We start from the raw sequence: 25,308 nt of genomic DNA on the forward strand, positions 1-25,308 counted from the left end.
GTATTTTGTTTATCTTTGTTAGAAATAAAATGAAATCTTTGTATGATTGATATTATTTACAATGGGAGAGTTCCGGCTTGCGGTGTCTTTTGTGGAGGCTGCCCAAACTATACGCGGATAAAGAAACCTTGCAAGGGTGCCGAATATTCAGATAAATGTGAACGGTGTAAAACCTTTCATTTGTGTTGTAAGGAAAAAGGTATTACCCATTGTTTCCAATGCCGGATTTTTCCATGTAGTAAATTTAAGTTATTTACCAAACGATGGCTCAAATATGGACAGAATTTTATTGAAAACCAACGTCTTATCGCATTAGGTACTGATGTTTTTCTTGATAACTATAATCGTATGGTTCATTTTGAAACGGAAAGACTGGTAATAAAGGAAATTACCATAGAAGAGGAACTGAAGGCTCTTTTAGCTATCTATACTCAGGAAGAAAATATGAAATACATCCAGTCCGGCAGGTATGACTGGACTTTGCAGGAATTAAAAGCTCGCTATAAGGCAACGAATGAAACCGGATACCCGAAAGGATATGGTGTGTTTGCTGTTAAGTTGAGGGGAGAAAACAAGATTATAGGTGAAGCCGGATTGTTCAACTCATTTTCGGATCCTGGGAAAATGGAGGTTGGTTACATTATCGATCAAGCGTATTGGAATAAAGGATATGGAACGGAAGTATGTCAGGGTTTGATCGATTATGCTTTCAGCCGATTAGGTTGTACGGAACTTATTGCCCGTATGTACGATCAGAATATGGCATCCGTCAGGGTTTGTGAGAAGTTGGGTTTTGAATATCTTCTTACGGGGGAGACGACAAATAAAAAAGTCTTCCGGGAATATCGGAAGACTTTTATTAAATGAGCTTTTCGTAAATAGTGAACAGTTTCCTTTATATCTGTAATACCAGAATAAACCGGCATCCCTTTTTATAATCCATATCAATTGAAAGGCTGCCGTTCAGTTTGTTGGCGATCAGGGCACAGATAGGCAAACCTAGTCCGTCACCTTCTGCCAGGTCCTTGACTTCGTTGAATGGTTTGAAGAGATTTTCTTTCAGTTCGTCGGGAATGCCTGTTCCGTTATCAGTTACGATCATGTGGCAAAGGTGTGCTCCCTTTCTCTTGAATTCCAGCCATATTTTACCGGAAGTCGTATGTGAAGCTGCATTATTCAACAGATGTAATAAAATACGTTCCAGTTGTTCTGCGTTTGTTTTTACTTCCAGTTGAGGGGCATCGACAATAACTTCTACATCCGGATGGATTTTATCTTTTACCTTATCCATCGTTTTTTTGCAGAAACTACCCATATTGAACGATTGTACTTCGTAGGGTTCCATTAAAGAACTTTCAAGAGAAGATAATTCCTGGATGTTTACACTGAATTGCTTCAAGGCATTTACACGTGTCAGGATTGCTTCGGCCCGCAATTCTCCTGCCGATACATTGAGCTTATTGAGAGTCGGCTTCATTTGCTCCGATATGCTTTGGATAAATTTGGTCTGCTGTTCGCTGTGCTCGTTGGTTGTCTGGATGATGTTTTTCAGCTTTTTGTTGAGCACAATGAAGCGTAATAACAGGAATGCTACGAAAAGCAATCCGGCGATAAGGATGACAACCAGTGTGCAAAGACCTACTATCATGTATTGTTTGCCTGATAGTTTGTCATCTTTTTCCTGTATGGTTTTCAGGCTGTCGTCATACTTTAACTGCAATGCTCCCAGTTCATCCTGTGCATTAAGTGCTTTAACGGAATCGGTCCAGACGATATATTTTTCGTAGGTACGTTCCATTAACGGGGCATTATTGGCTGAGCGGGCTATTGTGATCAGGTGCTTGTAACATTCGCTTACCTTGTCGTACTCTTTTTTATCCTTATATTGGTTGATGAGTTTGCTGAAGCTGGCATCTCCTTGTTCGTTTTGTCCGAATGTATAATAATAACTTGCCTGGGTATATAAAAAGTCTTCGGCGAGTTTTTCGCTACCAGCCTGGCTTACCAGATTATCCAATGTGTTGAGTTGAAGCTGTGCCTGTGCCGCGTTTTTGAGTTTTATGTACATCTGCAGCCGTTCTTTTGTCAATTGGAAACGTTGGTCGTAGAAGGTCTTTTGCGCTTTCTGTTCTTCGGTTAAAAGAAACTGCGTCATTTGCCGGCAAAGCTCGAATGCTTCCTGATAATAGTTTTCGCGATAGTAAAGATACGTCGCTTTTGTTCCGCAATCAATGGCTTGTGTATAGTCCCCTTCGTTCGAGAAGGCTTTGTAAGCTTGCAGATAAAGATAACGGGCTTTGGTAAAGTCCTTTTGTTCCAGGCTGTTTTGGGCCTGTTTCATGTAATCATTTGCTTTGTTTTCCGCATGGAGAGACATGCAGAAGCAAATCGCGAGGGTGATGATAAAATACGTGATTCTCATAAACATAATTTTTTATTAGAAGCAAATATATGTATTTATTCAAAATCAAAGCATGACTTATGCTGAAAAAGTTTCAGTATAATCATTGTTATCCGGTAGAATTATGTTTTTACCTCTATTTCATAGATGCGTGATTCGTCTTCCCAAGGATGGTAACCTTGACCTATATATTTGAATCCCAGCTTTTCATAGAATCCGATATGTTCCGTACTGAGGTATAATCTGCTAAAACCGGCTTTAATCGTATCTTCTTTGGCTTTCTCCAATAAAAGTGTACTGTAAAAATGTCCCCGGTGGTTTTCATCTATATATACGGCACAAACCCACGGGTACAAATCCATCCGGCTGATAAAATCATTGGTGATCAGTCCCGCACAACCGATTATTTCATTATCCTTTTCCAATAGATACCATTGAGGAAGTGGATTCGGAGAATCTATACTGTGATTAATAGAATCTTCATAGAGCACGGGGTATACGGAAGGCCATTTGCTTTGAAAATAGTTGATAGCGATATCCTTATAGGCCGGATTTTCTCGTATTGATATAATTTTCATGATGTTGAATTTAAATTAATGATTAAAGACTTTTCCATTGGAGCATGTTATTCTCAAAACTGACGGATAATTTACCGAGATCTTTGAGCCAGGAAAGATAGGAACGGATAGTACTCCATTTGCAAAGACAGGGCAGCCGACTTGTTGTTGCAAATAGGCATTCCCTCCGATATGGTCGGCATTGGAATGGGTATTGACAATTCCTTTTATCGTCCAGTTTTGTTGTGCGGCAATTTTAATGATTTTCTTGGCGGCTTCTTTGTCGTTGCCACTGTCGATCAGATAAATATCTGTCTCATTTTGCCGATAGATACCGATTTTCGCCGGAGAATTTATGTAGTAGCTTTTTTCGCCAACTTGCTGAAGTTCGTACATGGCTGTAGTCTTTAGATTGATATTGAAAATAACAGTTCAAATATACTATTATTCTAATGAAAAATTGAACTCTTCTGTTTAATTCCTGCTTTTTCATCCGGATGATAAGAACTGTCTCTTTAATGGATGCCAGTAATGTGAATATAGCTATCGACCAGATTGTTTTGATATTTGCAGTCATAACATATAGAATCTTTTCGTATATTTGACAAAACCAATTAAATCATCTGTATCATGGACATGCAAGTGTTTCTCAATAATTATCATGAGGCCTTCGGTGAGAAAGTCGATCTTCCTATTGTCTTTTGGTATTCGGAGCAACCGGTAAATCCGGTCGATAAAATCGGAGGATGTTTATTCAAATGCATGAAAGAGGTTAGAGCCGGACAAACGGTTAGTTTGAGTGTGGAAACTATCGGTTGTGGTGGCGGAAAATTCTATACGGGTTTTACGGAGATGCCTGAACGGATTCCCGGATTTGTGTCTTTAAAAGAAAAATACAAACAAACACCCGAAGGTGTTTCTGAGTTTTTGGAAGAGTTGCAGGTTCCGAGAGCAAAGATGGATTATCTGAATTTTACCCGAATGGATAAAGTCGAGAATTTTGACAATCTGGAAGGTATCCTGTTTTTGGCGACACCCGATATGCTTTCCGGTTTGGCTACCTGGGCCTTTTTCGATAATAACTCAGAGGATGCCGTTACCTCTCTATTCGGTTCCGGTTGTTGCTCTGTAGTCACACAAGCCGTTATTGAGAATGCGAGAGGAGGAAAACGTACCTTCATCGGGTTTTTCGATCCTTCTGTACGCCCTTATTTTGAACCGGATATTTTAAGTTTTATGATACCTATGTCCCGATTTAAAGAAATGTATGATACGATGCGGAGTAGCTGTCTGTTCGACACACATGCCTGGGGAAAAATCAAGGAAAGAATGAATAACAGATAAAACAACTAACAAATAATATAATGCCATATATCACAGTTGAAGGCGGCTCACTTACCCATGAACAAAAAAGTGAATTAATCCGGAGAATGACAGAAGTAGCTTCTGAAGTAATGCAGATACCGGTAGAATTCTTCCTATGTACGATTAAAGAATTACCGGATGAAAATATAGGAATAGGAGGCCGGACTATTGATGTGATAAAGCAGGAGTATTTGCAAAATAAAAAGTAAAAGGATGGATTATAAGCATATACTTTCTTGTTGGCACAAACTGGAACATTTCTCTCCGGCACTTTTGCCGAAGGATTCCAGTGTGAAACGATTGAACGATCTTCCCTGGATACGTCCGTTGATGGCAAGAGATCCAAAGAAAACGATCCAGTACACGATCTATCTGGGTGTATTTTCTATGAGTTCTGTGTCTGATTTTGTAAAAGCATTCTTTAAAGACGAAAGTATTAATCCGAATGTGACTGATGCAAGAGTTTGTTACGCTTCTGTTAAACTGGATTGTCAAGGTATATACATACAAAATTCTTTCGGACTTTCTACTATGCCGTGGGCGTTAAGACAGTTGGAAGAGAATAAAGTAGATACTAATACCTGGTCAGATGATTTTAAAGAACTAAAAGATAATCTGTTTGAACGCTTGACAGAAAATCAGAAAGAACTGGCTGATGATAATAAAAGCTATTTGTCAGATGTTCAGACACTCGAAAACCTGTGGGAGATACAATCCTTAATCGTACAGAAGTTGAAATGGAGTACTTCTCCGCAGACAGAAATATATATACGTACAGAAGAAGTATATAAGAAAAATAATCCTTCTGATCCGGACGAGTCTAATGCCGATATTCTGAATAGTTTCTATATCGAAGACCTGGAACGGGTGATTACATCTTATGAAAAAGGGGATTACCGGAAAACTTTCAAAGATTATTTAAGTGCTTGCCTGAATAAAGATTTTGTTCATTCCGATCTCTCTCTTCACCCGGATATTTTGAGGGAAAGTTTGATTCCGGAGAATTATCCCGATGGTTGTTGGCCGTCACCTTATTCGGCAAGTTTGATGCAGCAGTTTGCTGTGAATACAGTCTATAAGGAGTTGTCCGGAGAAAAACAGGAGGGATTGTTCTCTGTCAATGGACCTCCCGGAACCGGAAAGACGACTTTATTACGGGATATTATTGCGGCCATTTTAGTGAAGCGTGCTAAAAATATGGTCCGTTTTAATGATCCGGCAAAAGCATTTCGTAAAATAGGTGAGGTGCAGGTGAGCGAAAAATACACTCCGTTTATCTATGAGCCGGACCCGTCAATTTGTGACGGAGGTATTGTTGTCACTTCATCAAATAATGGAGCGGTAGAGAATATTTCGAAAGAGTTGCCCTTGAAAAGTGAAGTGAAAGGTTATTCTGATCTGGTTGGGTATTTTCGGCAAGTGAGTGAAGAATGTCTGGATGAAAAATATTGGGGGATAATTGCCGCCGTTTTAGGTAATAAGGAGAACCAGCGAAAACTGATCGGTTGTATTTGGAATGGCAATTCGGAGAAAGAGACCTATACATTAAAGCAGCATTTAGCCGATTATAAGCCGACGGAAGAGGAATGGCTCGGTGTCGTTTCTTCTTTTGAAAGAAAACTCAGTGAAGTGAAGGCAGAGAAATCCCGTCTGACCGGTTTTATGCAAAATGCAGAAAACATAGAGAAGATCCGCCTCAAACTGGAGGACATAGCCTACCGTTTGACTGTTGATGAAAAGGAATTGGATACCCGGATAGAAGCCTCAAATTTGTTGTCTGCTGAAATAGATGAAAGTAGACGAAGAAGGGAAGAGGTTAAAACTGAAATGCAGTTGTTACAATCAACTCGTCCCAGTTTTTTTACTTATTGGTTCAGTAAAGATGTTCGGACACAATATAAAAAGGCGGTTGCTTCTGTTTTATCAGAATACAATATATCAGGTGAAAGATTAGCCCGGCAGAATGCAGAATTACAAAAACTTTGTACTGAAATTGAGACGCTGAAAAGCAAATGGGAAAAAAGTAAAAGAGAGCATGACGAAATAGATGAACAATATAAACTGTTGTTGAACTCTGTTGAAAAAGCTCGTGAAGAGTTAAAAGGGGCATATGCTGATGCTTCTTTCTGGCAACGAATTGAGTCGAAAGAAGTACAGGAGACCACTCCCTGGTATTCAGAAACGTTGAAAAGATTACAATCGGAATTGTTTGTCGAAGCCATGAAAGTGAACGAGTTGTTTCTCTTGCGGGCAAATGCTACTTCAAGCCGTATAAAAACGACACTGGATGGTTTCTTCAATTTCCTGAAAACAGGAGGGAACCTTACCGAAAAAGAAATACAGGCAATGTGGAATACATTTTGGCTGGTCGTTCCTGTAGTCTCTTCCACTTTTGCTTCTATTCAGCGTATGTTTAGTTCATTGGGTACCGGTTCTATTCCGTGGTTATTTGTTGATGAGGCCGGACAGGCTGTTCCACAGGCCGCAGCCGGAGCGATCTGGCGTTCAAAGCGGGCTGTTATTGTGGGCGACCCTTTCCAGATAGAGCCTGTCGTAACGATACCGGAACAGATCATCAATAATTTTAGTCGTTATTTTGGTCTGGACAAGACACAGATACATACTTCGCTCTCTGTTCAGTCTATGGCCGACCGGGCAAATCCGTATGGCTGGGTTACCAATGATACCTGGACCGGTTCGCCTTTACGGGTTCACCGCCGTTGTATCGATCCGATGTTTTCTATCGCAAATGAGATTGCATATAATAATATGATGTATAATTCGACTTTTGGCAGTACCTCAAACCTGATTATGCAGAATGGATTTGTACAGGTAGAAGGGAATGTCAGTGGCCGCCATTATGTTCCGGAACAAGGTATGGCAATCAAGCTAATGATAATGGAAGAAATCCGTCAATTACAGGATTTACCGGATTTGTTTGTTATTTCGCCTTTTTCAGAGATTCCGTCTATCCTGAAAAAAGAATTACGTCAACCGATAAGGAAAGCCCTTGCCCCGTTTAAGCAGATAGATGATGACACCCCTAAAAAATGGTTGGATAGCCATATCGGAACAGTGCATACTTTCCAGGGGAAACAGGCCGCCGGTGTAATTTTCTGTCTGGGACTTGATGAAAAGACAAAAGGTGCTGCAACCTGGGCTTCATCCAAACCGAATTTGTTGAATGTGGCTTTGACACGTGCTAAATTTAGGTTTGTTGCTGTGGGGGATGGGAAGATTTGGTTGAGGCAGCCTTATTTTTGTAAATTGAAGGGATTATAATCAAAATATTTAATGGAATAAATACAATAATATATTGTATGTTTTTACAGAAGAAATAGAATCTCTACCAAAAGGTAAGGATATAAAGATGTTGTTTTTAGATGGTGTACATTTTGCTAATGTAATTTCAGACATTTACACTTTTAATGATTTATTGGAATATGCTATTTCCCAAGCATCTTTAAAAGGAAATATTTATTGTTCAACAAGTCTGAAAAAGTAATGATATTGTAACATCGGTAAGGTTGAGAATTTTTATAATTCTTTATTTGCAACACCAAAAGGAATGTGAACAGCCGGAATTTCATCTATATGGTCAAGATGAACCATCTGATCATCAAAGAATATATGAGGTTTCATGATATTCAAAATTCTGGCTTTGTCTATTCCTCCTAGAAAAAAGGCTTCGTCAACGTCTACTTTCTAATAATTAAGAGTATTGATCATTCTCTCATGTGCAGGAGCATTTCTAGCGGTCACGATAGCTGTTTTCAAAATTCGTTGATATTTTGGATTTTGACTAGCCTTTCTCTGTTCTAATTTCTGATAAAAAGAGATTTTTTTTAATAACTCTATAACGGGACCATTTTTTAGAGGTTCAGTAGCGTGGTCAACTTCATATTTATGGTAGGTTTGAAGGTTATTTGTTGTCTTGTACACTTTTTCAGCTTCGTCATCGGCTAAAACTCCATCAAAGTCAAAGGCAAGTCTTAATTCTTTATCTTCTTCATCATCCATAACTGCGGTTTTGTTTAGCACTCTTCCTGCGGCAGTTCCACTATCCAATGCTTTTTTGACATCAGCTTCATTGGCTGAAAGAAAAAGTGAAGCATTGAATGCTGGAAGATATTGGAAATGGGATGAACCTGAAGAAAATCCAGCTCTTGTTATATTTAACTGATAATGTTTTATAGAGTTAAATGCTCTCATCCCTGTTTCAGGACTATTGCGGGACATGAGAATGACTTCTATAGGTTGCTCATCTGGAAATGATTCATTTAATCGAAGTAAACGACTTATAAATGGAAATGCAACTCCTTTTTCAAAAGGTTTGTCTATATATTTTTTCTGATATTCTTTATATGGTTGTACACCTTGGGCTTTGAAGATGCTATCAGATTCAGTTAAATCAAAAAGGGCACTTGATGCAACTGCGATTACAAGTTTTTTTTCTATAGGGTATGCCATTTTTCTTTCTTATTTATCTTATTTTTCTATTTCAAAAGAATAGTCATATTTTATTATAGATTGATTCCTAACATTCTCGATCCAAGCCTTCGTCTTGTGGTTTTCATCTGAGATCATTTTAGGAGTATAGTTTTTATATTTTTCATATACGTAATTCAAGGTATTTAATTCACTTTCAGAAAATATATTTTTATCAACAAATTCTTTTGTTGTTAATAGTTCTCCGATATTTCCGTTAGCAAATTCGACAGCCTCTCTTTCTATTCCTCCGATATTATCATAAATAGTTTGATATTTATTGGGTACACATCCATAAGGATATGCAACATATTCCAAGCCGCTCAACCCTATTGCATATTCTTTATAATGATAAAAATCAGTATAAAACAATAATTTATTAAGTTTGGTAGGACAAAGAGAACCACTTTTATTCAGAAAAAAAGTAATTATATTTTTTAGTTTAACTATATCTTGTTTTACATACCCATTTTTGATGGATCTTTGTATCTTGTTGAATATTAATCGTTTTTCGAATCTGTCGCAGCCTGTTTGTGGCATTCTATCCAATTTGCAGATTATATTTTTGTATTCTTTTTCTGTGAATTGATGTATAGAATTCTCAACCAAAGCTCTAAAAACTTTAGGATCTTGTATACTGAATAATGTCTTACCATTACTTTCATTAGGAAGTAATCCCTTTTCATATAAATTATACTGATTCTCTCCAAAACCTAGTATTTTGGACATCTTGGCGCAAGATAGACCATACTTTTCTCTCATACTCAAGATTTCATCAGGATAAGGAATACCATATTTTTCTCTATATTGATTATGTATTTGAGTTATCCATAATTCATCTTGTTCAGTTGTGGTGAATTCTTCGCCAGTAATATCACATTTGTAATAACAAGATGTTACAGTATATTTTGAACCTCTGAACTCAACTTCTTTCGTTTCATATACTAAAGTTGCGTTACCATCAGCAAACGGACTTTCAATAACCTTTTTCATGATCAATTACGTTTTGGTTTTTCTCACGATCAATAAAAACTATATGAAATATAGTTAGTTTGATTTTAAATTGGCTTAAAAATAGCTTGACCTCATCTTCAGTTGCCATATCGATTAACTTTATGATTGGCAAAGATCGATATACTTTTCAAAATAAACAAGAAAACCAACTATAAAGTTGAAAAAATGAATAAATTAACATTAGTACATAATTTGATTGCTCGTGTCTCGGGAATGCCTGGAATGCTAAAGTGACAAAATCATTTTGTTATTGGAACCTCATTATACAGATTTTATATAGATACAGACTGTCTGATAAATACTTATATCTCATTCTCCAGTATTTCCCATATACCATATTTCTACATATCTCTTCAATTTTCAATCATTTAATCTCTTATCTCTGTAATGATCTAAATCATTATTTTGGTCATGTACAAAAATACTCTCATTCTTAATCAAAATGACAGTCGCATTTGAGTCAAATTTTTCATCCGTCTGGAATGAGATACACCCTTGGGGACTGCTTCTTTCTAATTTTTTTTTCATCAATTTCGACCTTTGTGTCAGCCACTTTCCAAAATCATCTAAATGATTTCCCCAATTCATCTGCATAACTTGCTCCAATCATCTATGGTTTATTGAAATCTTCGCTAAAAGGTGTGGATAAATATGGTGGAAAAGCCTGGAAGGGGACTTTTTACATATTTGTTTGTTTTTGAAAATACTATATAAATGAAAGGTCTAAAAAAGTATGTGGATGGTACGCGGATGACGCTAATCTGCTCAATCTGCGTCATCCGTGTGCTATTTACATACTTATTGATTTCCGGCCTGTTTTCTCCATGCCGGATCTTTTTCCAATATCTTCTGATAGATGGGGCAATCGGGAGTATGCGCCCCTTCGAGATAGCCTGTGCTTAACAGAAATTCATTGACGATCTCCCCACCAGTAAATTTGAATGTTTTCTTGAATAGTTTAGTCCATTCATCCTTGGTTTTAGGGTGATGGTGATCTAGCCAGTTTTTAAATGAACCATATTCACTTTTCAGTTCCATAATGGCCTGTGCATTGTGGATGGCGGCTTTTACTTTTAGTCTGTTCCGAATGATACCGGAATCGGCTAAAAGCCTGGCTTCGTCTGTTTCCGTATAGTTTGAGATGGTTTCGATATTGAAATTATCATAGGCTGTGCGGAAAGCGGTTTCTTTTTTGAGTATGGTCGACCAGCTTAAACCTGCCTGATTGATTTCCAGAAGGAGCCTGCCGAATAATTCATTATCATCTTCGATAGGGAAACCATATTTTTCATCGTGATATGTCTTGTTAAGATCAATAGCCCAATCAGTAGTAGTCTTTATGTATTCGCAGTATGACATAATTCGGTATTATTTAGAATTTTATGAATAGACAAAAGTAATTATTTATTTCAGAAGAACCTATATATGGGAGTATAACTGAAGATAGTAGTTCTTTTATACATGTGGTTGTGTAATTTTCAGTACATTTGGATGCAATATGAAAAGTTATAGTAGTAATGAATTTTGAGCAGTTAGCAACTATCATAGAGAATACTCATTTGCAATTACAGCAAAATGCAGTAAAGGCAGTCAACCAATTCCAGACTATCCGTAATTGGCTAGTGGGTTTTTATCTTGTTGAGTTTGAACAGAGTGGCGAAGACCGGGCAGAATATGGCGAACAGTTATTGAAAAAACTGGAACAAAAAGTGAATCAGAAAGGATTAAATGTGACTCTATTTCAATGGTCGAGGAAGTTTTATCTTACTTATCCTGCATTTGCCAGACTTATTGACGGCTCATTTCGATTAATTTATGCGACAGCGTCACATAAATCGTTGGAAGAGGATAAAGACCAGATTTGTGCGACACTGTCGCATAAATTGCAAATGATTGATGGAGAATGTGATAGGGGTGGAATGCCTGCTGATAAAATATTTTCTTCAATATCTTTCTCTCATTTTATAGAACTACTAAAGATCGATGATCCTATTAAACGAATGTATTATGAGATGCTCACTATTCAGACCGGGCTTTCTGTTCGTGAACTTAGACGTCAGATAGGTGCATTGAGTTATGAACGTGTCGGATTGTCCGGCAATATGGAAAATGCTCTTGCTACCATTCGGCAAAAAATCCATCCGCAAACCATTACCGATGCCGTCAAAGATGATTATTTCTTTGAGTTCTTGAATATTCCACCACAACGTTTATCCTTTGTCAAAGAAGATGAACTTGAAACTCTTTTACTCGACCACTTGCGTGATTTTATTATAGAATTGGGTAATGGGTTTTGCTTTGAAGCAAGACAAAAACGTATTCTGATTGGTGATGAATTTTATTTTATTGATATGGTATTTTACCATAGAATATTAAAATGCCATGTTCTTTGCGAACTGAAAGTCTCTGCGTTTAGTCATTCGCATGTGTCGCAGTTATATTCGTATTTGAATTATTATCGGGCAGAAATAATGGAATCCGGAGATAATCCACCTATCGGCATTTTGCTGGTGACAGATAAGAATGATGCTTTAGTTCAATATGCTACAACTGGCTTAGATGAACAGATTTTTGTTTCTAAATACAAATTACAACTTCCAACGGAGCAGCAGTTGAAAGATTTAATATTGAAGACATTAATCAGTAAATAACCCAATTGTTTTTTTCTTAAAATAATACGCTAAATGTCCACGAACCATATATTAATCATTGCATTAAGTAACCATCCTATTTTGGGACCTTTACTTATTCCTTATTTTGCTAAAACTGTGTCTCAGGATGTTATCAGTGTGGAGGAACAGGCTACCCATGCGGGAAACGATACGGAGTTGTCTGAGATGGAGAAGCAGGTAATTGCTATTGCGCAAAGTTATTCCGAAAAGAACCTGATGCAGGTATATTCCAGGCAACAGATAGTGGCCGGCTTTTTGAGTTCGGTGACAGCGGAGATGTTGAAGAAGCAACTCCGTCCTTTCATTGATAAGAAAATAAGGGAGATGGTTCGGTTGATGCAGGCGAATCATTTGCCGGTATATATGAAAGAACCCGGTGTGAAACTGCTTTATGAGCATGACCGGATGCGTTTTTCAGGGAATATTGCGGAGATCTCTTTCCGTTTCGAGATAACAGATCATTTTTTCCGTTATTCAGCCGTCTGTCGTATGGATGGAGAAGAGATTCCTTTACAGAAAAAGAGAAAGTTTATGGTTTTGTCTTCAAAACCGGCTATCCTCTTGTTGGATGATCGGCTCTTAGTTTTCAAGCGGATTGAGGCTTCGAAAGTCACCCCGTTTCTGACCCGGAAATATGTGGAAGTGCCGCTGGCCGATGCTGAAAAGTACCTGGAGATGGTCGCACTTCCTCTGATTTGCGATTATCCTGCCACCTCTTCCGGCTTCGATCTTATTCACGAAATGAGAACCTGTATCCCTGAATTGTCTGTGGAACGGTCGATTAATGACGAGCCGACACTTCAGTTGCGTTTCCGGTATGGAGACCGTTATTTCTCGCCGGGAAAGAAAAGCCAGCTGACTTATCCCCGGTTGGAAAAGGTCGACGGAAAACCAGCCATCTATTATTATACACGTGATTTGCAGTTGGAACAAATCTATATCAACTTACTGGAGAAATGGGGCTTCAAACAGATAACGGATGTTCAGTTTGTCAGGGTTGTCGAAACAGGCGGTTATACGTTTATCGACTGGCTGCAACAACATAAGGCAGAGTTGGAGTCTTGCTTTTCTTTTGTGAAGACGGACACGTCTCTCCGGTATTATCTGGGAGAAATTTCGCTGGCACAGGAGATTTCTCCTTCTCCTGACTGGTTCGATATCCGTATTACAGTGCGTATGGAGGATTTTCTGTTCCCTTTTATCCGTTTCAGGAAGCATATTCTGGAAGGGAAAAGGGAGTTTGTGCTGCCAGACGGACAGGTCGCCTTACTTCCTGAAGACTGGTTCGAGAAATATAGCGATCTGTTTACTTTCGGTGATGACAGGCCGGAAGAGATCAGGGTTCGTAAAATGCATCTGGGAGTTGTTTCCGCGTTGGAACAGGAGGATACTGTTTCGAAGGAGTATGTACAGAAAGAATCGGTTGTTATTCCTCCGAAGATAAAGACTGTTTTGCGTCCGTATCAGCAGGACGGTTTTTCCTGGCTGGTCCATCTGGCAGCCAACGGCTTTGGCGGCTGCCTGGCGGATGATATGGGGTTGGGAAAAACGTTGCAGACGATTACGCTGTTGCAACATATCTATGATCCGGAAGAACCGAAAGCGGTTGTGTTATCTTCTCCTGCTCCGCAAAATATAACGGTTGATAGCAGCGGGCAGTTCTCCTTTTTCGGAATGGATATGCCCGGTGAGATACCGTATGAAGAGGTGAAAAAGGAGAAGGAGGAAACGACGGTTCCCGCTTCGTTAGTCGTTGTGCCGACCTCTTTGTTGCCGAACTGGAAACGGGAGATCCGGAAGTTCAGCACATTGAGCGTTTATACTTATATGGGAGATCAAAAGAGGAAAGAACCGTGGAAGAGTTTCGACCGGTATAATATTGTATTGGTTACTTACGGGCTTCTCCGGAGGGATATCGAACTGTTGGAGAAATATCGCTTTACGTATGTGATACTGGATGAAAGCCAGAATATAAAGAACCCGGCTTCCATGACATACCATTCGGTTGTCCGCCTGCAATGTGAGCATCGCCTGGTGCTGACCGGGACGCCGATTGAAAACTCGCTGAAAGATCTGTGGGCGCAATTCAACTTCATTAATCCCGGTCTGCTGGGTTCTGCGGACGGATTCCGGAAACATTTTATCCATCCGATAACAAAGGAAGGAAACGATAATGCCCGCAAACGCTTGCAACAGATTATCCGTCCGTTCTTTCTGAGGCGCACCAAGCAACAGGTGGCTCCCGAACTTCCCCCGTTGACGGAAGAGGTGGTTTATTGTGAAATGACACCGGAACAACGGGAGGTTTACCAGAAAGAGAAGAATGCGCTGCGGAATACGATTTTGCAGGAGCGCCATAAGAACTCATTTGTCGCATTGAACGGTATAACCCGTTTACGCCAGTTGGCGAATCATCCGCACATGGTTTTAGCGGACTATGAAGGCGGTTCGGGGAAGATGGAGCAGGTGCTGGATGCTTTTGAAACACTGGTTAGTGAAGGGCATAAGGTGCTGATATTCTCGTCTTTCGTTACACATCTGAAACTGTTGGCGGATGCCTTCACCGAGCGTGAATGGCTATATGCGATGTTAACGGGAAGTACCCTCGACCGTGAAAGCGAAATTACCCGTTTCTCTACCCGCAATGATGTTTCCGCCTTTTTCATTTCCCTGAAAGCCGGTGGGGTAGGACTAAACCTGACGGATGCCGATTATGTTTTCATCCTCGATCCCTGGTGGAATCCGGCAGCCGAGTTGCAGGCGGAAAGCCGTGCTCATCGTATCGGACAGGAAAAGCAAGTCTTTGTCTACCGCTTTATTACTGCCGACACGATCGAGGAGAAGATACGCAACCTCCAGGAATCCAAGAGCGAACTGGCTGAAACATTCATCTCGGAAAACGATCCGCTGAAGTCACTGACGGATAAAGAGTGGGAAGATTTGTTGTAAAACAATAATTCCGTATATTTGCCATCAACAACATATATAAGCTTATGAAACGTCCTGAAATAGTCAACCGCATCCGCGAAGTTCTTCGACATTCGGCCCCAGGTGTCAAAGCCATACTTTATGGTAGCGAAGCGCGTGGAGATGCACGGCCCGACAGTGATATCGACCTGCTGATATTAGTGGATAAAGACAAGATAAAGCTGGAAGATGAGGAGAGAATAACTTATCCTCTTTACGATATTGAGATTGAAACAGGAGTGATTATTAACCCAATAGTATACTCTCAAAAGCTGTGGGGAAGGCTTGTCACTCCATTTTATGAGAATGTTATGAAGGAGGGAATATTACTATGACTGATGAAGAAAGACGAGCACTCGTTTCTTTACGTTTACAAAACGCGAAAGACACTTTAATTGAATTGCCGGTTCTTATAGAGCATGGCTTTTGGAATACAACTGTAAGCCGTATGTATTATGCCTGCTATTATGCCGTAGCCGCTTTGTTACTGAAACATGGTATTTGTGTTAAAACCCATTCCGGCATACGACAAGCCTTCAGTAAGGAATTTGTCTTGACTGGACAGATAGATAAAGAACAGTCGAAATTTTATTCCAATCTGTATGCAAACCGGCAGTCCGGCGATTACGATGATTTCATTATGATGAATGAAGATAAAGTGAGAGAGCTCTATCCGAAAGCCGTTGTCTTTATCGATATCATAGAACGATTAATTAATGAAGATTTATAAGTTGTTGAAGGTGTAACAAAACAACAAACGATTCTGGCTTGTTCTTTCTTAGCATAGTAAATATATCACTATAATTTACTTTTTTCTTATAAATTATAGTTCTATCTCTTTATATGGCTTTGTATTTGTAACTTTATCGAAACAATGCGGAAATATATAATAATTTAACCAAATGCCGGATAAAATGATTATTTCTATTAATATGTCAATTATTTTGCATTAATATGAACATTGTGTTTGATAAAGTGCGTATCTTTGCAGTTGAAATAAACAAGATATAACCAGATGGAACAACTTAAACATGAGTGTGGAGTCGCCATGGTCCGGTTACTAAAGCCTTTAGAGTATTATCATCAAAAGTATGGTACCTGGATGTACGGCCTGAATAAACTCTACTTACTGATGGAAAAGCAGCATAACCGCGGACAGGAAGGAGCCGGTTTAGCCTGCGTGAAGTTAGAAGCAAGCCCCGGTGAAGAATATATGTTTCGGGAAAGAGCGTTGGGAACAGGAGCTATAACCGAGATATTCGCCGCCGTTCACGATCATTACAAAGATTTACCACCCGGTAAATTAAACGATCCGCTTTTCGCTAAAGCAAACCTTCCTTTCGCCGGAGAACTTTATATGGGGCACCTCCGTTACAGCACGACCGGTAAGTCCGGTATTTCCTACGTCCATCCTTTTTTACGCCGCAACAACTGGAGAGCCAAGAACCTCGCTCTTTGCGGAAATTTCAACCTCACAAACGTAAACGACATTTTCAAAGAAATTACAGCTATCGGACAGCATCCGCGCAAATATGCCGATACCTATATCATGCTCGAACAGATGGGACACCGTCTGGACAGGGAAGTGGAGCGTTTGTACCGGAAATATGAAGAAGAAGGATTGCAGGGTATGGATATTACACATGCGATCGAGGGACATATGGACCTGTCGAATGTGCTGAAACGTTGCGTGCCGACCTGGGACGGCGGATTTGTGATCTGTGGCCTGACCGGTAGCGGCGAGTCGTTCAGCGTGCGCGATCCCTGGGGCATCCGTCCGGCTTTTTATTATGCCGACGACGAGATCGTGGTGCTGGCCTCCGAACGTCCGGTGATCCAGACGGCAATGAACGTGCAAGCCGGGGATATAAAGGAGTTGCAGCGTGGAGAAGCGATGTTTATCAGCAAAGACGGCCGTTTCCGTACTTCGCAGATCGTGGAGCCGGAAGAGAATAAAGCCTGTTCGTTCGAACGTATCTACTTCTCCCGGGGCAGCGATGTGGATATTTACCGCGAACGGAAGAAGCTGGGGGAGAATCTGGTGCACCCGATATTGAAAGCTGTCGATTACGACATCAAACATACAGTCTTCTCCTTCATCCCCAATACGGCGGAGGTCGCTTATTTTGGAATGCAGGAGGGGTTGAACAACTACCTGAACAAGCTGAAGAAAGAGTGGATTGCCGACCGCAGCCACCTACTTCAGGAAGAAGAACTCGACCAGATACTTTCCATGCGTGTCCGTGCCGAAAAAGTAGCGATTAAAGACATAAAGTTGCGTACCTTTATCGCCGAAGGCAACAGCCGTAACGACCTGGCCGCCCATGTGTACGATATAACTTACGGAAGTATCGAACCATTCGTTGATAATCTGGTTGTAATAGATGATAGCATTGTTCGCGGAACAACCCTGAAACAAAGTATTATCGGTATCCTGGACCGCCTGCATCCGCGGAAGATCGTGATCGTGTCTTCCTCTCCGCAGGTACGTTATCCGGATTATTACGGTATCGACATGTCGCGGATGAACGAGTTTATCGCTTTCAAGGCCGCAGTCGCTTTGCTGAAGGAACGGGGCATGGAATCCGTTATCACCGAGGCATACTGGAAAGCCAAGAAGCAACAGGCGAAGGAGGAAGGTCCGATCGTCAACTATGTGAAGGAGATTTATGCGCCGTTCACCGATGAGGAAATATCCGCCAAGATGGTCGACCTGCTTACACCGGCCGGTACACGCGCCAAAGTGGAGATCGTTTATCAGACGTTGGAAGGTCTGCACGCTTCTTGTCCGAACCATCCGGGAGACTGGTACTTCTCCGGCGATTATCCGACTCAGGGCGGTGCACGCATGGTGAACAATGCCTTCATACATTATATGGAAGAAGAATATTTAGTCAAATGACACAAGATACAGATTATATGCAAACAGAGAAAACAGCAACTTTGATCTTAGACGACGGGACTGTTTTTCGCGGCTTTTCTTTTGGCTGTGAAAAAGATGTAACCGGCGAAGTAGTGTTCAACACTGCCATGACAGGTTATCCGGAAAGCCTGACCGACCCTTCCTATGCCGGTCAGCTGATGGTGTTAACTTATCCGCTGGTAGGAAATTACGGTGTACCTGCCGTACATTCGGGGCGGATGGAATTGCCACTTTCATGGAGAGTGAAAAGATACATGCCGACGCCATAATCGTAAGCGATTACAGTCATGAGTATAGTCATTGGAATGCTGTCGGGAGTTTGGGTAGCTGGTTGAAAGAAGAAGGTATTCCCGGAATTTATGGGATCGATACACGTGCCCTGACCAAGAAATTGCGCGAACATGGCGTGATGATGGGAAAGATCGTGATTGGCGGGGAAAAAGTCGAAGCAACCGATTTCGGAGAATACGCGAATGTGAATTATGTAGATAAAGTGTCCTGTAAGAAAGTGATTACTTACGGCGAAGGCGAAGGTAAGAAACGCGTTGTCCTGGTAGATTGCGGCGTGAAACATAACATCATCCGCTGCCTGCTGAAACGTAATGTAACGGTTATCCGCGTGCCCTGGGATTACGATTTCAATACGCTGGAATACGACGGTCTGTTCATCAGTAACGGCCCCGGCGACCCGGATACCTGCGATGCGGCCGTTCAGAATATCCGCAAAGCACTTTCCGGCGATAAACCGATCTGCGGTATCTGCATGGGTAACCAATTGCTGGCAAAAGCCGGAGGCGCCTCCATCTACAAACTGAAATACGGACACCGTAGCCATAACCAGCCGGTCCGTATGGTAGGGACGGAGAAATGCTTCATCACCTCGCAGAATCATGGATACGCGGTGGATAACACGACGCTGGGTGCCGACTGGGAACCGCTCTTCATCAATATGAACGACGGCACGAACGAAGGTATCAAACATAAAACGAAACCTTTCTTCTCCTCGCAGTTCCATCCCGAGGCATGTAGTGGGCCGACGGATACGGAGTTTATGTTCGATAAATTTGTAGACCTGTTGTGAGTTTTTCCGGAGGCTTTTTTCAAGGCATGCTTGAACGAGGTTTCAACGGTCGCTTGAACGAGGCTTCAAGGCATGCTTGAACGGGGCTTCAAGGGGGCCTTGAATGAGGCTTCAAGCATCCCATGAAAAATGTTGTTACAATAAAACGAAAATTGAAAGATGAAAGAAGATATAAAGAAAGTCCTGATATTAGGTTCGGGCGCCCTCAAGATCGGTGAGGCGGGCGAGTTCGACTATTCAGGCAGCCAGGCATTGAAAGCCATCAAGGAAGAGGGCATCCAGACGGTGCTTATCAACCCGAACATTGCAACGGTACAGACTTCGGAAGGGGTTGCGGACACGGTTTATTTCCTGCCCGTCACTCCTTTCTTTGTGGAAAAGGTGATCGAAAAGGAACGCCCCGAAGGTATTCTGCTGGCATTCGGCGGACAGACGGCGCTCAACTGCGGTGTGGCGCTTTACCAGAGCGGCGTACTGGAAAAATATAATGTCCGTGTATTGGGGACTCCGGTACAGGCCATCATGGATACGGAAGACCGCGAACTGTTTGTCCGCAAACTGGACGAGATCGATGTAAAGACAATCAAGAGTGAGGCGGTGGAGAACGCTGCCGATGCCCGTCGTGCCGCTGCCGAGCTGGGTTATCCGGTGATCGTGCGTGCCGCTTATGCGTTGGGAGGCCTGGGTTCAGGCTTCTGCGACAATGAAGAAGAACTGGACGTGCTGGTCGAAAAAGCCTTCTCTTTCTCTCCCCAGGTATTGGTGGAGAAGAGCCTGAAAGGCTGGAAGGAAGTGGAATACGAGGTGGTCCGCGACCGCTTCGACAACTGTATCACGGTATGTAACATGGAGAACTTCGACCCGCTGGGCATCCATACCGGCGAGTCTATCGTGATCGCCCCTTCACAAACGCTGACCAATACGGACTATCATAAACTGCGCGAACTGGCTATCCGCATTATCCGCCATATTGGAATTGTAGGAGAATGTAACGTGCAGTACGCCTACGACCCCGAATCGGAAGACTACCGGGTGATCGAAGTCAATGCCCGTCTGAGCCGTTCATCCGCTCTGGCATCGAAAGCAACCGGTTATCCACTGGCTTTCGTGGCAGCCAAATTGGGTCTGGGCTACGGTCTGTTCGACCTGAAGAACTCGGTAACGAAAACGACCAGCGCTTTCTTTGAACCGGCACTCGACTATGTGGTATGTAAGATACCGCGCTGGGACTTGGGTAAGTTCCACGGTGTAGCCCGCGAACTGGGTTCAAGCATGAAGTCGGTAGGAGAGGTGATGGCGATCGGACGTACTTTCGAAGAGGCGATCCAGAAAGGTCTCCGCATGATCGGCCAGGGTATGCACGGCTTCGTGGAAAACAAAGAACTGGTCATTCCCGATATCGACAAGGCGTTGAACGAGCCGACCGACCGCCGTATCTTCGTCATCAGCAAGGCCTTCCGCGCTGGTTACACGATCGACCAGATCCACGCCCTGACAAAGATCGACAAATGGTTCCTTCAGAAACTATATAATATCATCCAGACAGCCGGGGCCCTGGAAAGCTTCAGCAAGATCACCGATATACCCGACGACCTGTTCCGTCTGGCCAAAGTGCAGGGTTTCTCTGACTTCCAGATTGCCCGCGCCATCTTCAAAGATAAAATGGAAGACGGCGAAAGAGCCATCCTGCAGGTGCGTCAGGATCGTAAATATCGTGGCATCCTTCCGGTAGTGAAACAGATCGATACTCTCGCCGCCGAATATCCGGCACAGACCAACTACCTGTATCTGACTTACAGCGGAACGGAAAACGATGTGCAATATCTGGGCGACAAACGTTCGATTGTGGTGCTCGGTTCGGGTGCTTACCGTATCGGTAGCTCGGTAGAGTTCGACTGGTGCGGCGTGCAGGCGCTGAACACGATTCGCAAGGAGGGTTGGCGCTCGGTGATGATCAACTATAACCCTGAAACGGTTTCGACCGATTACGATATGTGCGACCGTCTCTACTTCGACGAACTGACCTTCGAACGCGTGATGGACATCCTCGAACTCGAAAATCCGCACGGCGTGATCGTCTCTACCGGAGGACAGATACCGAACAACCTGGCGATGCGCCTGGATGAACAGCATGTAAATATCCTCGGAACATCCGCGAAGAGTATCGACAATGCCGAAGACCGCGAGAAGTTCTCCGCCATGCTCGACCGTATCGGAGTAGACCAGCCGCGTTGGAAAGAGCTTTCTTCTATGGATGATATCAATACATTCGTAGAGGAGGTAGGTTTCCCGGTATTGGTTCGCCCGAGTTACGTGCTGAGTGGTGCGGCGATGAATGTTTGCTCCAACCAGGAAGAGCTGGAACGCTTCCTTCAACTGGCGGCCAACGTCAGCAAGAAGCATCCGGTCGTAGTGAGCCAGTTCATCGAACATGCGAAAGAAGTAGAGATGGATGCGGTGGCCGATCATGGCGAGATCGTGATGTATGCCATCAGCGAGCATATCGAGTTTGCCGGTGTGCATTCCGGTGATGCGACAATCCAGTTCCCGGCACAGAAACTGTATGTGGAAACGGTGCGCCGCATCAAACGCATCAGCAAGCAGATCGCGAAGGAGCTGAATATCTCCGGCCCGTTCAATATCCAGTATCTGGCGAAGGGTAACGAGATCAAGGTAATCGAATGTAACCTCCGTGCTTCTCGTAGTTTCCCCTTCGTGAGCAAGGTGTTAAAGATAAACTTTATCGAACTGGCTACCCGTATCATGCTGGGCTTGCCTGTCGAAAAGCCGCATAAGAATGCGTTCGACCTCGATTATGTAGGTATCAAAGCTTCGCAGTTCTCCTTCAACCGCTTGCAGAAAGCCGACCCGGTGCTGGGCGTGGATATGGCATCGACCGGTGAAGTAGGTTGCCTTGGCGATGATCTTTCAGAAGCAGTGCTGACCAGTATGTTGTCGGTCGGACAGCGTATCCCGGCAAAGAATATCCTGCTCTCGACCGGAACACCGAAACAGAAAGTGGCCATGCTGGATGCAGCGAAGATGCTTGCCCGCAAAGGATACAGCCTGTTCGCTACCGGCGGAACACACCGCTTCCTGGAAGAAAACAATATCCCGAGTACCTTGGTCTACTGGCCGAGTGAAGAAGGCAAACAGCCGCAGGCACTCACCATGCTCCACGAAAAGAAGATCGACATGGTGGTCAATATCCCGCGCGACCTTTCCGCCGGAGAGCTGGACAACGGTTATAAGATCCGCCGTGCCGCAACCGACCTGAATGTCCCTCTGATCACGAATGCCCGCTTGGCAAGTGCCTTTATCGAAGCATTCTGTACCTTGTCTATAGACGATATAGAGATCAAGAGCTGGCAGGAATATAAGTAAAGAACATAGATTTTACCGATGTAAAGTGTGTCCGGCTCATTTAGTCCGGGCACACTTTTTTGTTTAGTGGAATAGGGGTTTTTATTAGATGTGTTGTCTTATCAGTAAAAACTAAAAATGAATAGATCATGAAAAGAAATGTGTGTTTACTATATTTCTGGAAGTAGATTCGGTTGTTGTCTAAAACCTAAATACCCCTTAGTTGTAATGGCTGAGGGGTATTTTTGTTTTCATTAAATAAAGTTACACAATCAGAGCGGAGAAGTTAAAAAGTAAATTTTACTTTTGTACACAGTTGTGAAACATATTCTAAATCGGAATAGTTATACTCATGTAATAATTCAACCAATATGAAGATAGGACTATTTATCCCGTGTTATATCAACGCGGTGTATCCCGAGGTTGGCGTAGCCTCTTACAAACTCTTAAAGCATTTGGGACTGGATGTCGACTATCCTTTAGACCAGACCTGCTGCGGCCAGCCGATGGCGAATGCGGGTTTCGAAAACGAATCGTTGAAACTGGCCCTGCGTATGGAAGAACTGTTCCTGCAATACGATTATGTGGTCGGTCCCTCGGCCAGTTGCGTAGCTTTCGTGAAAGAAAACCATCCGGGCATACTGAAGTCCGGAGGGCATGCTTGCCTGAACAGCGGCAAGATATACGATATCTGTGAGTTCCTTCACGATATCGTGAAACCGGAAAAGCTGCCGGCCGTTTTCCCCCATAAGGTGAGTATACATAACAGTTGCCACGGCGTGCGCGAACTGCATTTGTCTTCTCCGAGCGAAATGAATATCCCTTATTTCTCCAAGCTGCGCGACTTGTTGAAGCTGGTGGAGGGCATTGAGGTGCTGGAACCGAAGCGTATCGACGAATGCTGTGGTTTCGGTGGCATGTTCGCTGTCGAAGAACCGGAAGTCTCGGTTTGCATGGGACACGATAAAGTAAAGGATCATATGAGTACCGGAGCCGAGTTTATCACCGGAGCCGACAGTTCCTGCCTGATGCACATGCAAAGTGTGATCGAACGGGAACATCTGCCGATCCAAACGATTCATATCACTCAAATATTAGCCGTTGGATTATGAGCACGAAACATTCTATAGCTGCTGCCCGTTTCATTGCTAACAGGAAACAGGAAGCCTGGCACGACGAAACCCTTTGGATGGTCCGTGCCAAAAGAGACAAAATGAGTCATTCGCTGCCCGAATGGGAACGTTTACGCGAATTGGCCTGCGATATAAAACTCTACTCCAACAGCCATTTGGATACACTGCTGGAAGAGTTTGAGAAGAATGCCATAGCCAATGGGGCAATTGTCCATTGGGCGAAAGATGCGGCGGAGCATAATGAGATCGTCGAAAGGATTCTTCAGCAGCATAATGCCCATACATTGATCAAGAGTAAATCCATGTTGACGGAAGAGTGCGGTATGAATGAGTATCTGTTCGGGAAGGGGTATGATATCATCGAGAGTGATCTCGGCGAACGTATCCTTCAGTGGATGCACCTTCATCCGAGCCATATCGTGATGCCAGCCATCCATATCAAACGTCAGGAAGTGGGTGAGATGATGGAGCGTGTGCTGGGGACGGAAAAGGGTAATTCTGATCCTACCTATCTGACGCATGCCGTCCGTAAAAATATGCGCGAAAAGTTCCTGACGGCTGATGTAGCCATGACGGGAGCTAATTTTGCTGTCGCTTCGACCGGTGAGATTGTGGTTTGTACCAATGAAGGAAATGCGGATATGGGGACTTCGTTCCCTAAAGTCCATATTGCTACGTTCGGAATGGAGAAGATCGTTCCCGACCAGGAGGCGCTGGGCGTCTTTACCCGTCTGCTGGCCCGTTCCGGTACAGGGCAACCGATTACCTCTTATACTTCCCATTACCGTAAACCGCAGGATGGCGGTGAGTTCCATCTTATAATTGTAGATAATGGACGCAGCGATATCCTGGCAAAGCCCGACCATATCCGTACATTAAATTGTATCCGTTGCGGGGAATGTATGAATACCTGTCCGGTATATCGCCGGAGTGGCGGGTATTCCTATACCTATTTTATACCCGGCCCGATCGGTATCAACCTGGGCATGCTGAAGAATCCGGAAGAGTACTCCGATAATGTGTCTGCCTGTTCTTTATGCCTGTCCTGTTCGAATGTCTGTCCGGTGAAGATCGACCTGGGCGAACAGATTTATCGCTGGCGTCAGGATCTGGATAAAATCGGTAAGGCCAGTTCGGAAAAGAAAATAATGTCGGGTGGCATGAAGTTCCTGATGGAACGGCCGGGTTTATTTAATACGGCGCTGAAATTTGCTCCGCTGGTAAATAAAATGCCTCGTTTTATGATATACAATGGTTTGAATGCCTGGGGAAAAGGACGTGAGATGCCGGCATTTGCCAAAGAGTCGTTCAATGATATGTGGAAGAAAAATAAAGTAAAATAAG

Annotated in this window: 19 protein-coding genes and 2 pseudogenes; 13 read left to right on the forward strand and 8 right to left on the reverse strand. The window is 42.8% G+C overall.

Going from position 1 to position 25,308, the window contains the following annotated elements; all coding sequences use genetic code 11:
- Nucleotides 1-348: 348 nt before the first annotated feature.
- On the forward strand, nt 349-867 hold the full coding sequence (locus DXA15_RS25810) for a GNAT family N-acetyltransferase (protein ID WP_233566703.1): 519 nt from the start codon (nt 349-351) through the stop codon (nt 865-867).
- 28 nt (nt 868-895) lie between these two features.
- Here DXA15_RS25810 and DXA15_RS02685 read toward each other — a convergent pair whose 3' ends face one another.
- From DXA15_RS02685 to DXA15_RS02695, 3 genes are all read right to left on the reverse strand, one after another.
- Entirely contained in the window at nt 896-2,422 is a 1,527-nt protein-coding gene (locus DXA15_RS02685; protein ID WP_128133035.1) for a HAMP domain-containing sensor histidine kinase, read from the reverse strand.
- A gap of 101 nt (nt 2,423-2,523) precedes the next feature.
- Complete coding sequence (locus tag DXA15_RS02690; RefSeq protein ID WP_007658393.1) at nt 2,524-2,979, reverse strand: GNAT family N-acetyltransferase; 456 nt, start codon at nt 2,977-2,979, stop codon at nt 2,524-2,526.
- A 15-nt stretch (nt 2,980-2,994) separates the two neighbouring features.
- Entirely contained in the window at nt 2,995-3,354 is a 360-nt protein-coding gene (locus DXA15_RS02695; RefSeq protein WP_233566705.1) for an MBL fold metallo-hydrolase, read from the reverse strand.
- Nucleotides 3,355-3,588: 234 nt separating this feature from the next.
- Here DXA15_RS02695 and DXA15_RS02700 point away from each other — a divergent pair, with 234 nt between their 5' ends.
- The 3 genes from DXA15_RS02700 to DXA15_RS02710 are packed head-to-tail and all read left to right on the forward strand — an operon-like array spanning nt 3,589 to nt 7,605.
- Nucleotides 3,589-4,302, forward strand: a complete 714-nt coding sequence (locus DXA15_RS02700; RefSeq protein ID WP_128133036.1) for a DUF169 domain-containing protein — start codon at nt 3,589-3,591, stop codon at nt 4,300-4,302.
- 20 nt (nt 4,303-4,322) lie between these two features.
- Nucleotides 4,323-4,532 carry a 4-oxalocrotonate tautomerase DmpI gene (gene dmpI / locus DXA15_RS02705; RefSeq protein ID WP_128133037.1) on the forward strand — a complete coding sequence of 70 codons (210 nt, stop codon included), beginning with the start codon at nt 4,323-4,325 and terminating at the stop codon, nt 4,530-4,532.
- 4 nt (nt 4,533-4,536) lie between these two features.
- Nucleotides 4,537-7,605: an ATP-binding protein gene (locus DXA15_RS02710; protein ID WP_128133038.1), complete on the forward strand. Its 3,069-nt coding sequence runs from the start codon at nt 4,537-4,539 to the stop codon at nt 7,603-7,605.
- Between the two features lie 255 nt (nt 7,606-7,860).
- On the opposite strand, the pseudogene DXA15_RS02715 reads toward DXA15_RS02710, so the two are convergent.
- From DXA15_RS02715 to DXA15_RS02730, 5 genes and pseudogenes are all read right to left on the reverse strand, one after another.
- Nucleotides 7,861-8,793, reverse strand: a pseudogene (locus DXA15_RS02715) (5'-nucleotidase).
- 18 nt (nt 8,794-8,811) lie between these two features.
- Nucleotides 8,812-9,804 (reverse strand): type II toxin-antitoxin system antitoxin SocA domain-containing protein, encoded by a 993-nt coding sequence (locus tag DXA15_RS02720; protein ID WP_128133039.1) that lies wholly within the window; start codon nt 9,802-9,804, stop codon nt 8,812-8,814.
- A complete protein-coding gene (locus tag DXA15_RS27500) occupies nt 9,788-9,913 on the reverse strand; it encodes a hypothetical protein (protein WP_255419910.1) in 126 nt (41 codons plus the stop codon). Before DXA15_RS27500 ends, DXA15_RS02720 begins: the two co-directional genes overlap by 17 nt.
- A gap of 272 nt (nt 9,914-10,185) precedes the next feature.
- Complete coding sequence (locus tag DXA15_RS02725) at nt 10,186-10,431, reverse strand: hypothetical protein (RefSeq protein WP_128133040.1); 246 nt, start codon at nt 10,429-10,431, stop codon at nt 10,186-10,188.
- A 192-nt stretch (nt 10,432-10,623) separates the two neighbouring features.
- Entirely contained in the window at nt 10,624-11,184 is a 561-nt protein-coding gene (locus DXA15_RS02730; protein WP_128133041.1) for a DNA-3-methyladenine glycosylase I, read from the reverse strand.
- A 158-nt stretch (nt 11,185-11,342) separates the two neighbouring features.
- Here DXA15_RS02730 and DXA15_RS02735 point away from each other — a divergent pair, with 158 nt between their 5' ends.
- From DXA15_RS02735 to DXA15_RS02775, 9 genes and pseudogenes are all read left to right on the forward strand, one after another.
- A complete protein-coding gene (locus DXA15_RS02735; protein ID WP_128133042.1) occupies nt 11,343-12,476 on the forward strand; it encodes a YhcG family protein in 1,134 nt (377 codons plus the stop codon).
- Between the two features lie 33 nt (nt 12,477-12,509).
- Entirely contained in the window at nt 12,510-15,446 is a 2,937-nt protein-coding gene (locus tag DXA15_RS02740; RefSeq protein ID WP_128133043.1) for a DEAD/DEAH box helicase, read from the forward strand.
- Nucleotides 15,447-15,490: 44 nt separating this feature from the next.
- Nucleotides 15,491-15,799 (forward strand): nucleotidyltransferase domain-containing protein, encoded by a 309-nt coding sequence (locus DXA15_RS02745; RefSeq protein WP_007658378.1) that lies wholly within the window; start codon nt 15,491-15,493, stop codon nt 15,797-15,799.
- Nucleotides 15,796-16,194 carry a HEPN domain-containing protein gene (locus tag DXA15_RS02750; RefSeq protein WP_007658377.1) on the forward strand — a complete coding sequence of 133 codons (399 nt, stop codon included), beginning with the start codon at nt 15,796-15,798 and terminating at the stop codon, nt 16,192-16,194. The genes DXA15_RS02745 and DXA15_RS02750 overlap by 4 nt, the downstream gene beginning before the upstream one ends.
- Nucleotides 16,195-16,479: 285 nt before the next feature.
- The gene (locus tag DXA15_RS02755) at nt 16,480-18,366 is read left to right on the forward strand and encodes an amidophosphoribosyltransferase (protein WP_128133044.1); all 1,887 of its coding nucleotides are present in this window, start codon (nt 16,480-16,482) and stop codon (nt 18,364-18,366) included.
- Nucleotides 18,363-19,468, forward strand: a pseudogene (carA, locus tag DXA15_RS02760) (glutamine-hydrolyzing carbamoyl-phosphate synthase small subunit). Before DXA15_RS02755 ends, carA begins: the two are co-directional and overlap by 4 nt.
- A gap of 159 nt (nt 19,469-19,627) precedes the next feature.
- On the forward strand, nt 19,628-22,852 hold the full coding sequence (carB, locus tag DXA15_RS02765) for a carbamoyl-phosphate synthase (glutamine-hydrolyzing) large subunit (protein WP_046147429.1): 3,225 nt from the start codon (nt 19,628-19,630) through the stop codon (nt 22,850-22,852).
- 350 nt (nt 22,853-23,202) lie between these two features.
- Nucleotides 23,203-23,943 carry a (Fe-S)-binding protein gene (locus DXA15_RS02770; protein ID WP_128133045.1) on the forward strand — a complete coding sequence of 247 codons (741 nt, stop codon included), beginning with the start codon at nt 23,203-23,205 and terminating at the stop codon, nt 23,941-23,943.
- The gene (locus DXA15_RS02775) at nt 23,940-25,307 is read left to right on the forward strand and encodes a lactate utilization protein B (RefSeq protein WP_007658369.1); all 1,368 of its coding nucleotides are present in this window, start codon (nt 23,940-23,942) and stop codon (nt 25,305-25,307) included. The genes DXA15_RS02770 and DXA15_RS02775 overlap by 4 nt, the downstream gene beginning before the upstream one ends.
- The last annotated feature ends 1 nt before the right edge of the window (nt 25,308 follow it).

The sequence above is a fragment of the Parabacteroides sp. AM58-2XD genome, from assembly GCF_003463685.1.
Taxonomy (GTDB): domain Bacteria; phylum Bacteroidota; class Bacteroidia; order Bacteroidales; family Tannerellaceae; genus Parabacteroides; species Parabacteroides segnis.

What these genes read in the sequence shown, in the direction of transcription:
- DXA15_RS02695 (WP_233566705.1), bottom strand. Translation starts at nt 3,354, where the DNA reads ATGTACGAACTTCAGCAAGTTGGCGAAAAAAGCTACTACATAAATTCT.
- DXA15_RS02750 (WP_007658377.1), top strand. Translation starts at nt 15,796, where the DNA reads ATGACTGATGAAGAAAGACGAGCACTCGTTTCTTTACGTTTACAAAAC.
- DXA15_RS02745 (WP_007658378.1), top strand. Translation starts at nt 15,491, where the DNA reads ATGAAACGTCCTGAAATAGTCAACCGCATCCGCGAAGTTCTTCGACAT.
- DXA15_RS02755 (WP_128133044.1), top strand. Translation starts at nt 16,480, where the DNA reads ATGGAACAACTTAAACATGAGTGTGGAGTCGCCATGGTCCGGTTACTA.
- DXA15_RS27500 (WP_255419910.1), bottom strand. Translation starts at nt 9,913, where the DNA reads ATGGCAACTGAAGATGAGGTCAAGCTATTTTTAAGCCAATTTAAAATC.
- dmpI (WP_128133037.1), top strand. Translation starts at nt 4,323, where the DNA reads ATGCCATATATCACAGTTGAAGGCGGCTCACTTACCCATGAACAAAAA.
- DXA15_RS02770 (WP_128133045.1), top strand. Translation starts at nt 23,203, where the DNA reads ATGAAGATAGGACTATTTATCCCGTGTTATATCAACGCGGTGTATCCC.
- DXA15_RS02720 (WP_128133039.1), bottom strand. Translation starts at nt 9,804, where the DNA reads ATGAAAAAGGTTATTGAAAGTCCGTTTGCTGATGGTAACGCAACTTTA.
- DXA15_RS02775 (WP_007658369.1), top strand. Translation starts at nt 23,940, where the DNA reads ATGAGCACGAAACATTCTATAGCTGCTGCCCGTTTCATTGCTAACAGG.
- DXA15_RS02685 (WP_128133035.1), bottom strand. Translation starts at nt 2,422, where the DNA reads ATGAGAATCACGTATTTTATCATCACCCTCGCGATTTGCTTCTGCATG.
- DXA15_RS02735 (WP_128133042.1), top strand. Translation starts at nt 11,343, where the DNA reads ATGAATTTTGAGCAGTTAGCAACTATCATAGAGAATACTCATTTGCAA.
- DXA15_RS02690 (WP_007658393.1), bottom strand. Translation starts at nt 2,979, where the DNA reads ATGAAAATTATATCAATACGAGAAAATCCGGCCTATAAGGATATCGCT.
- carB (WP_046147429.1), top strand. Translation starts at nt 19,628, where the DNA reads ATGAAAGAAGATATAAAGAAAGTCCTGATATTAGGTTCGGGCGCCCTC.
- DXA15_RS02730 (WP_128133041.1), bottom strand. Translation starts at nt 11,184, where the DNA reads ATGTCATACTGCGAATACATAAAGACTACTACTGATTGGGCTATTGAT.
- DXA15_RS02740 (WP_128133043.1), top strand. Translation starts at nt 12,510, where the DNA reads ATGTCCACGAACCATATATTAATCATTGCATTAAGTAACCATCCTATT.
- DXA15_RS02700 (WP_128133036.1), top strand. Translation starts at nt 3,589, where the DNA reads ATGGACATGCAAGTGTTTCTCAATAATTATCATGAGGCCTTCGGTGAG.
- DXA15_RS02710 (WP_128133038.1), top strand. Translation starts at nt 4,537, where the DNA reads ATGGATTATAAGCATATACTTTCTTGTTGGCACAAACTGGAACATTTC.
- DXA15_RS25810 (WP_233566703.1), top strand. Translation starts at nt 349, where the DNA reads ATGGTTCATTTTGAAACGGAAAGACTGGTAATAAAGGAAATTACCATA.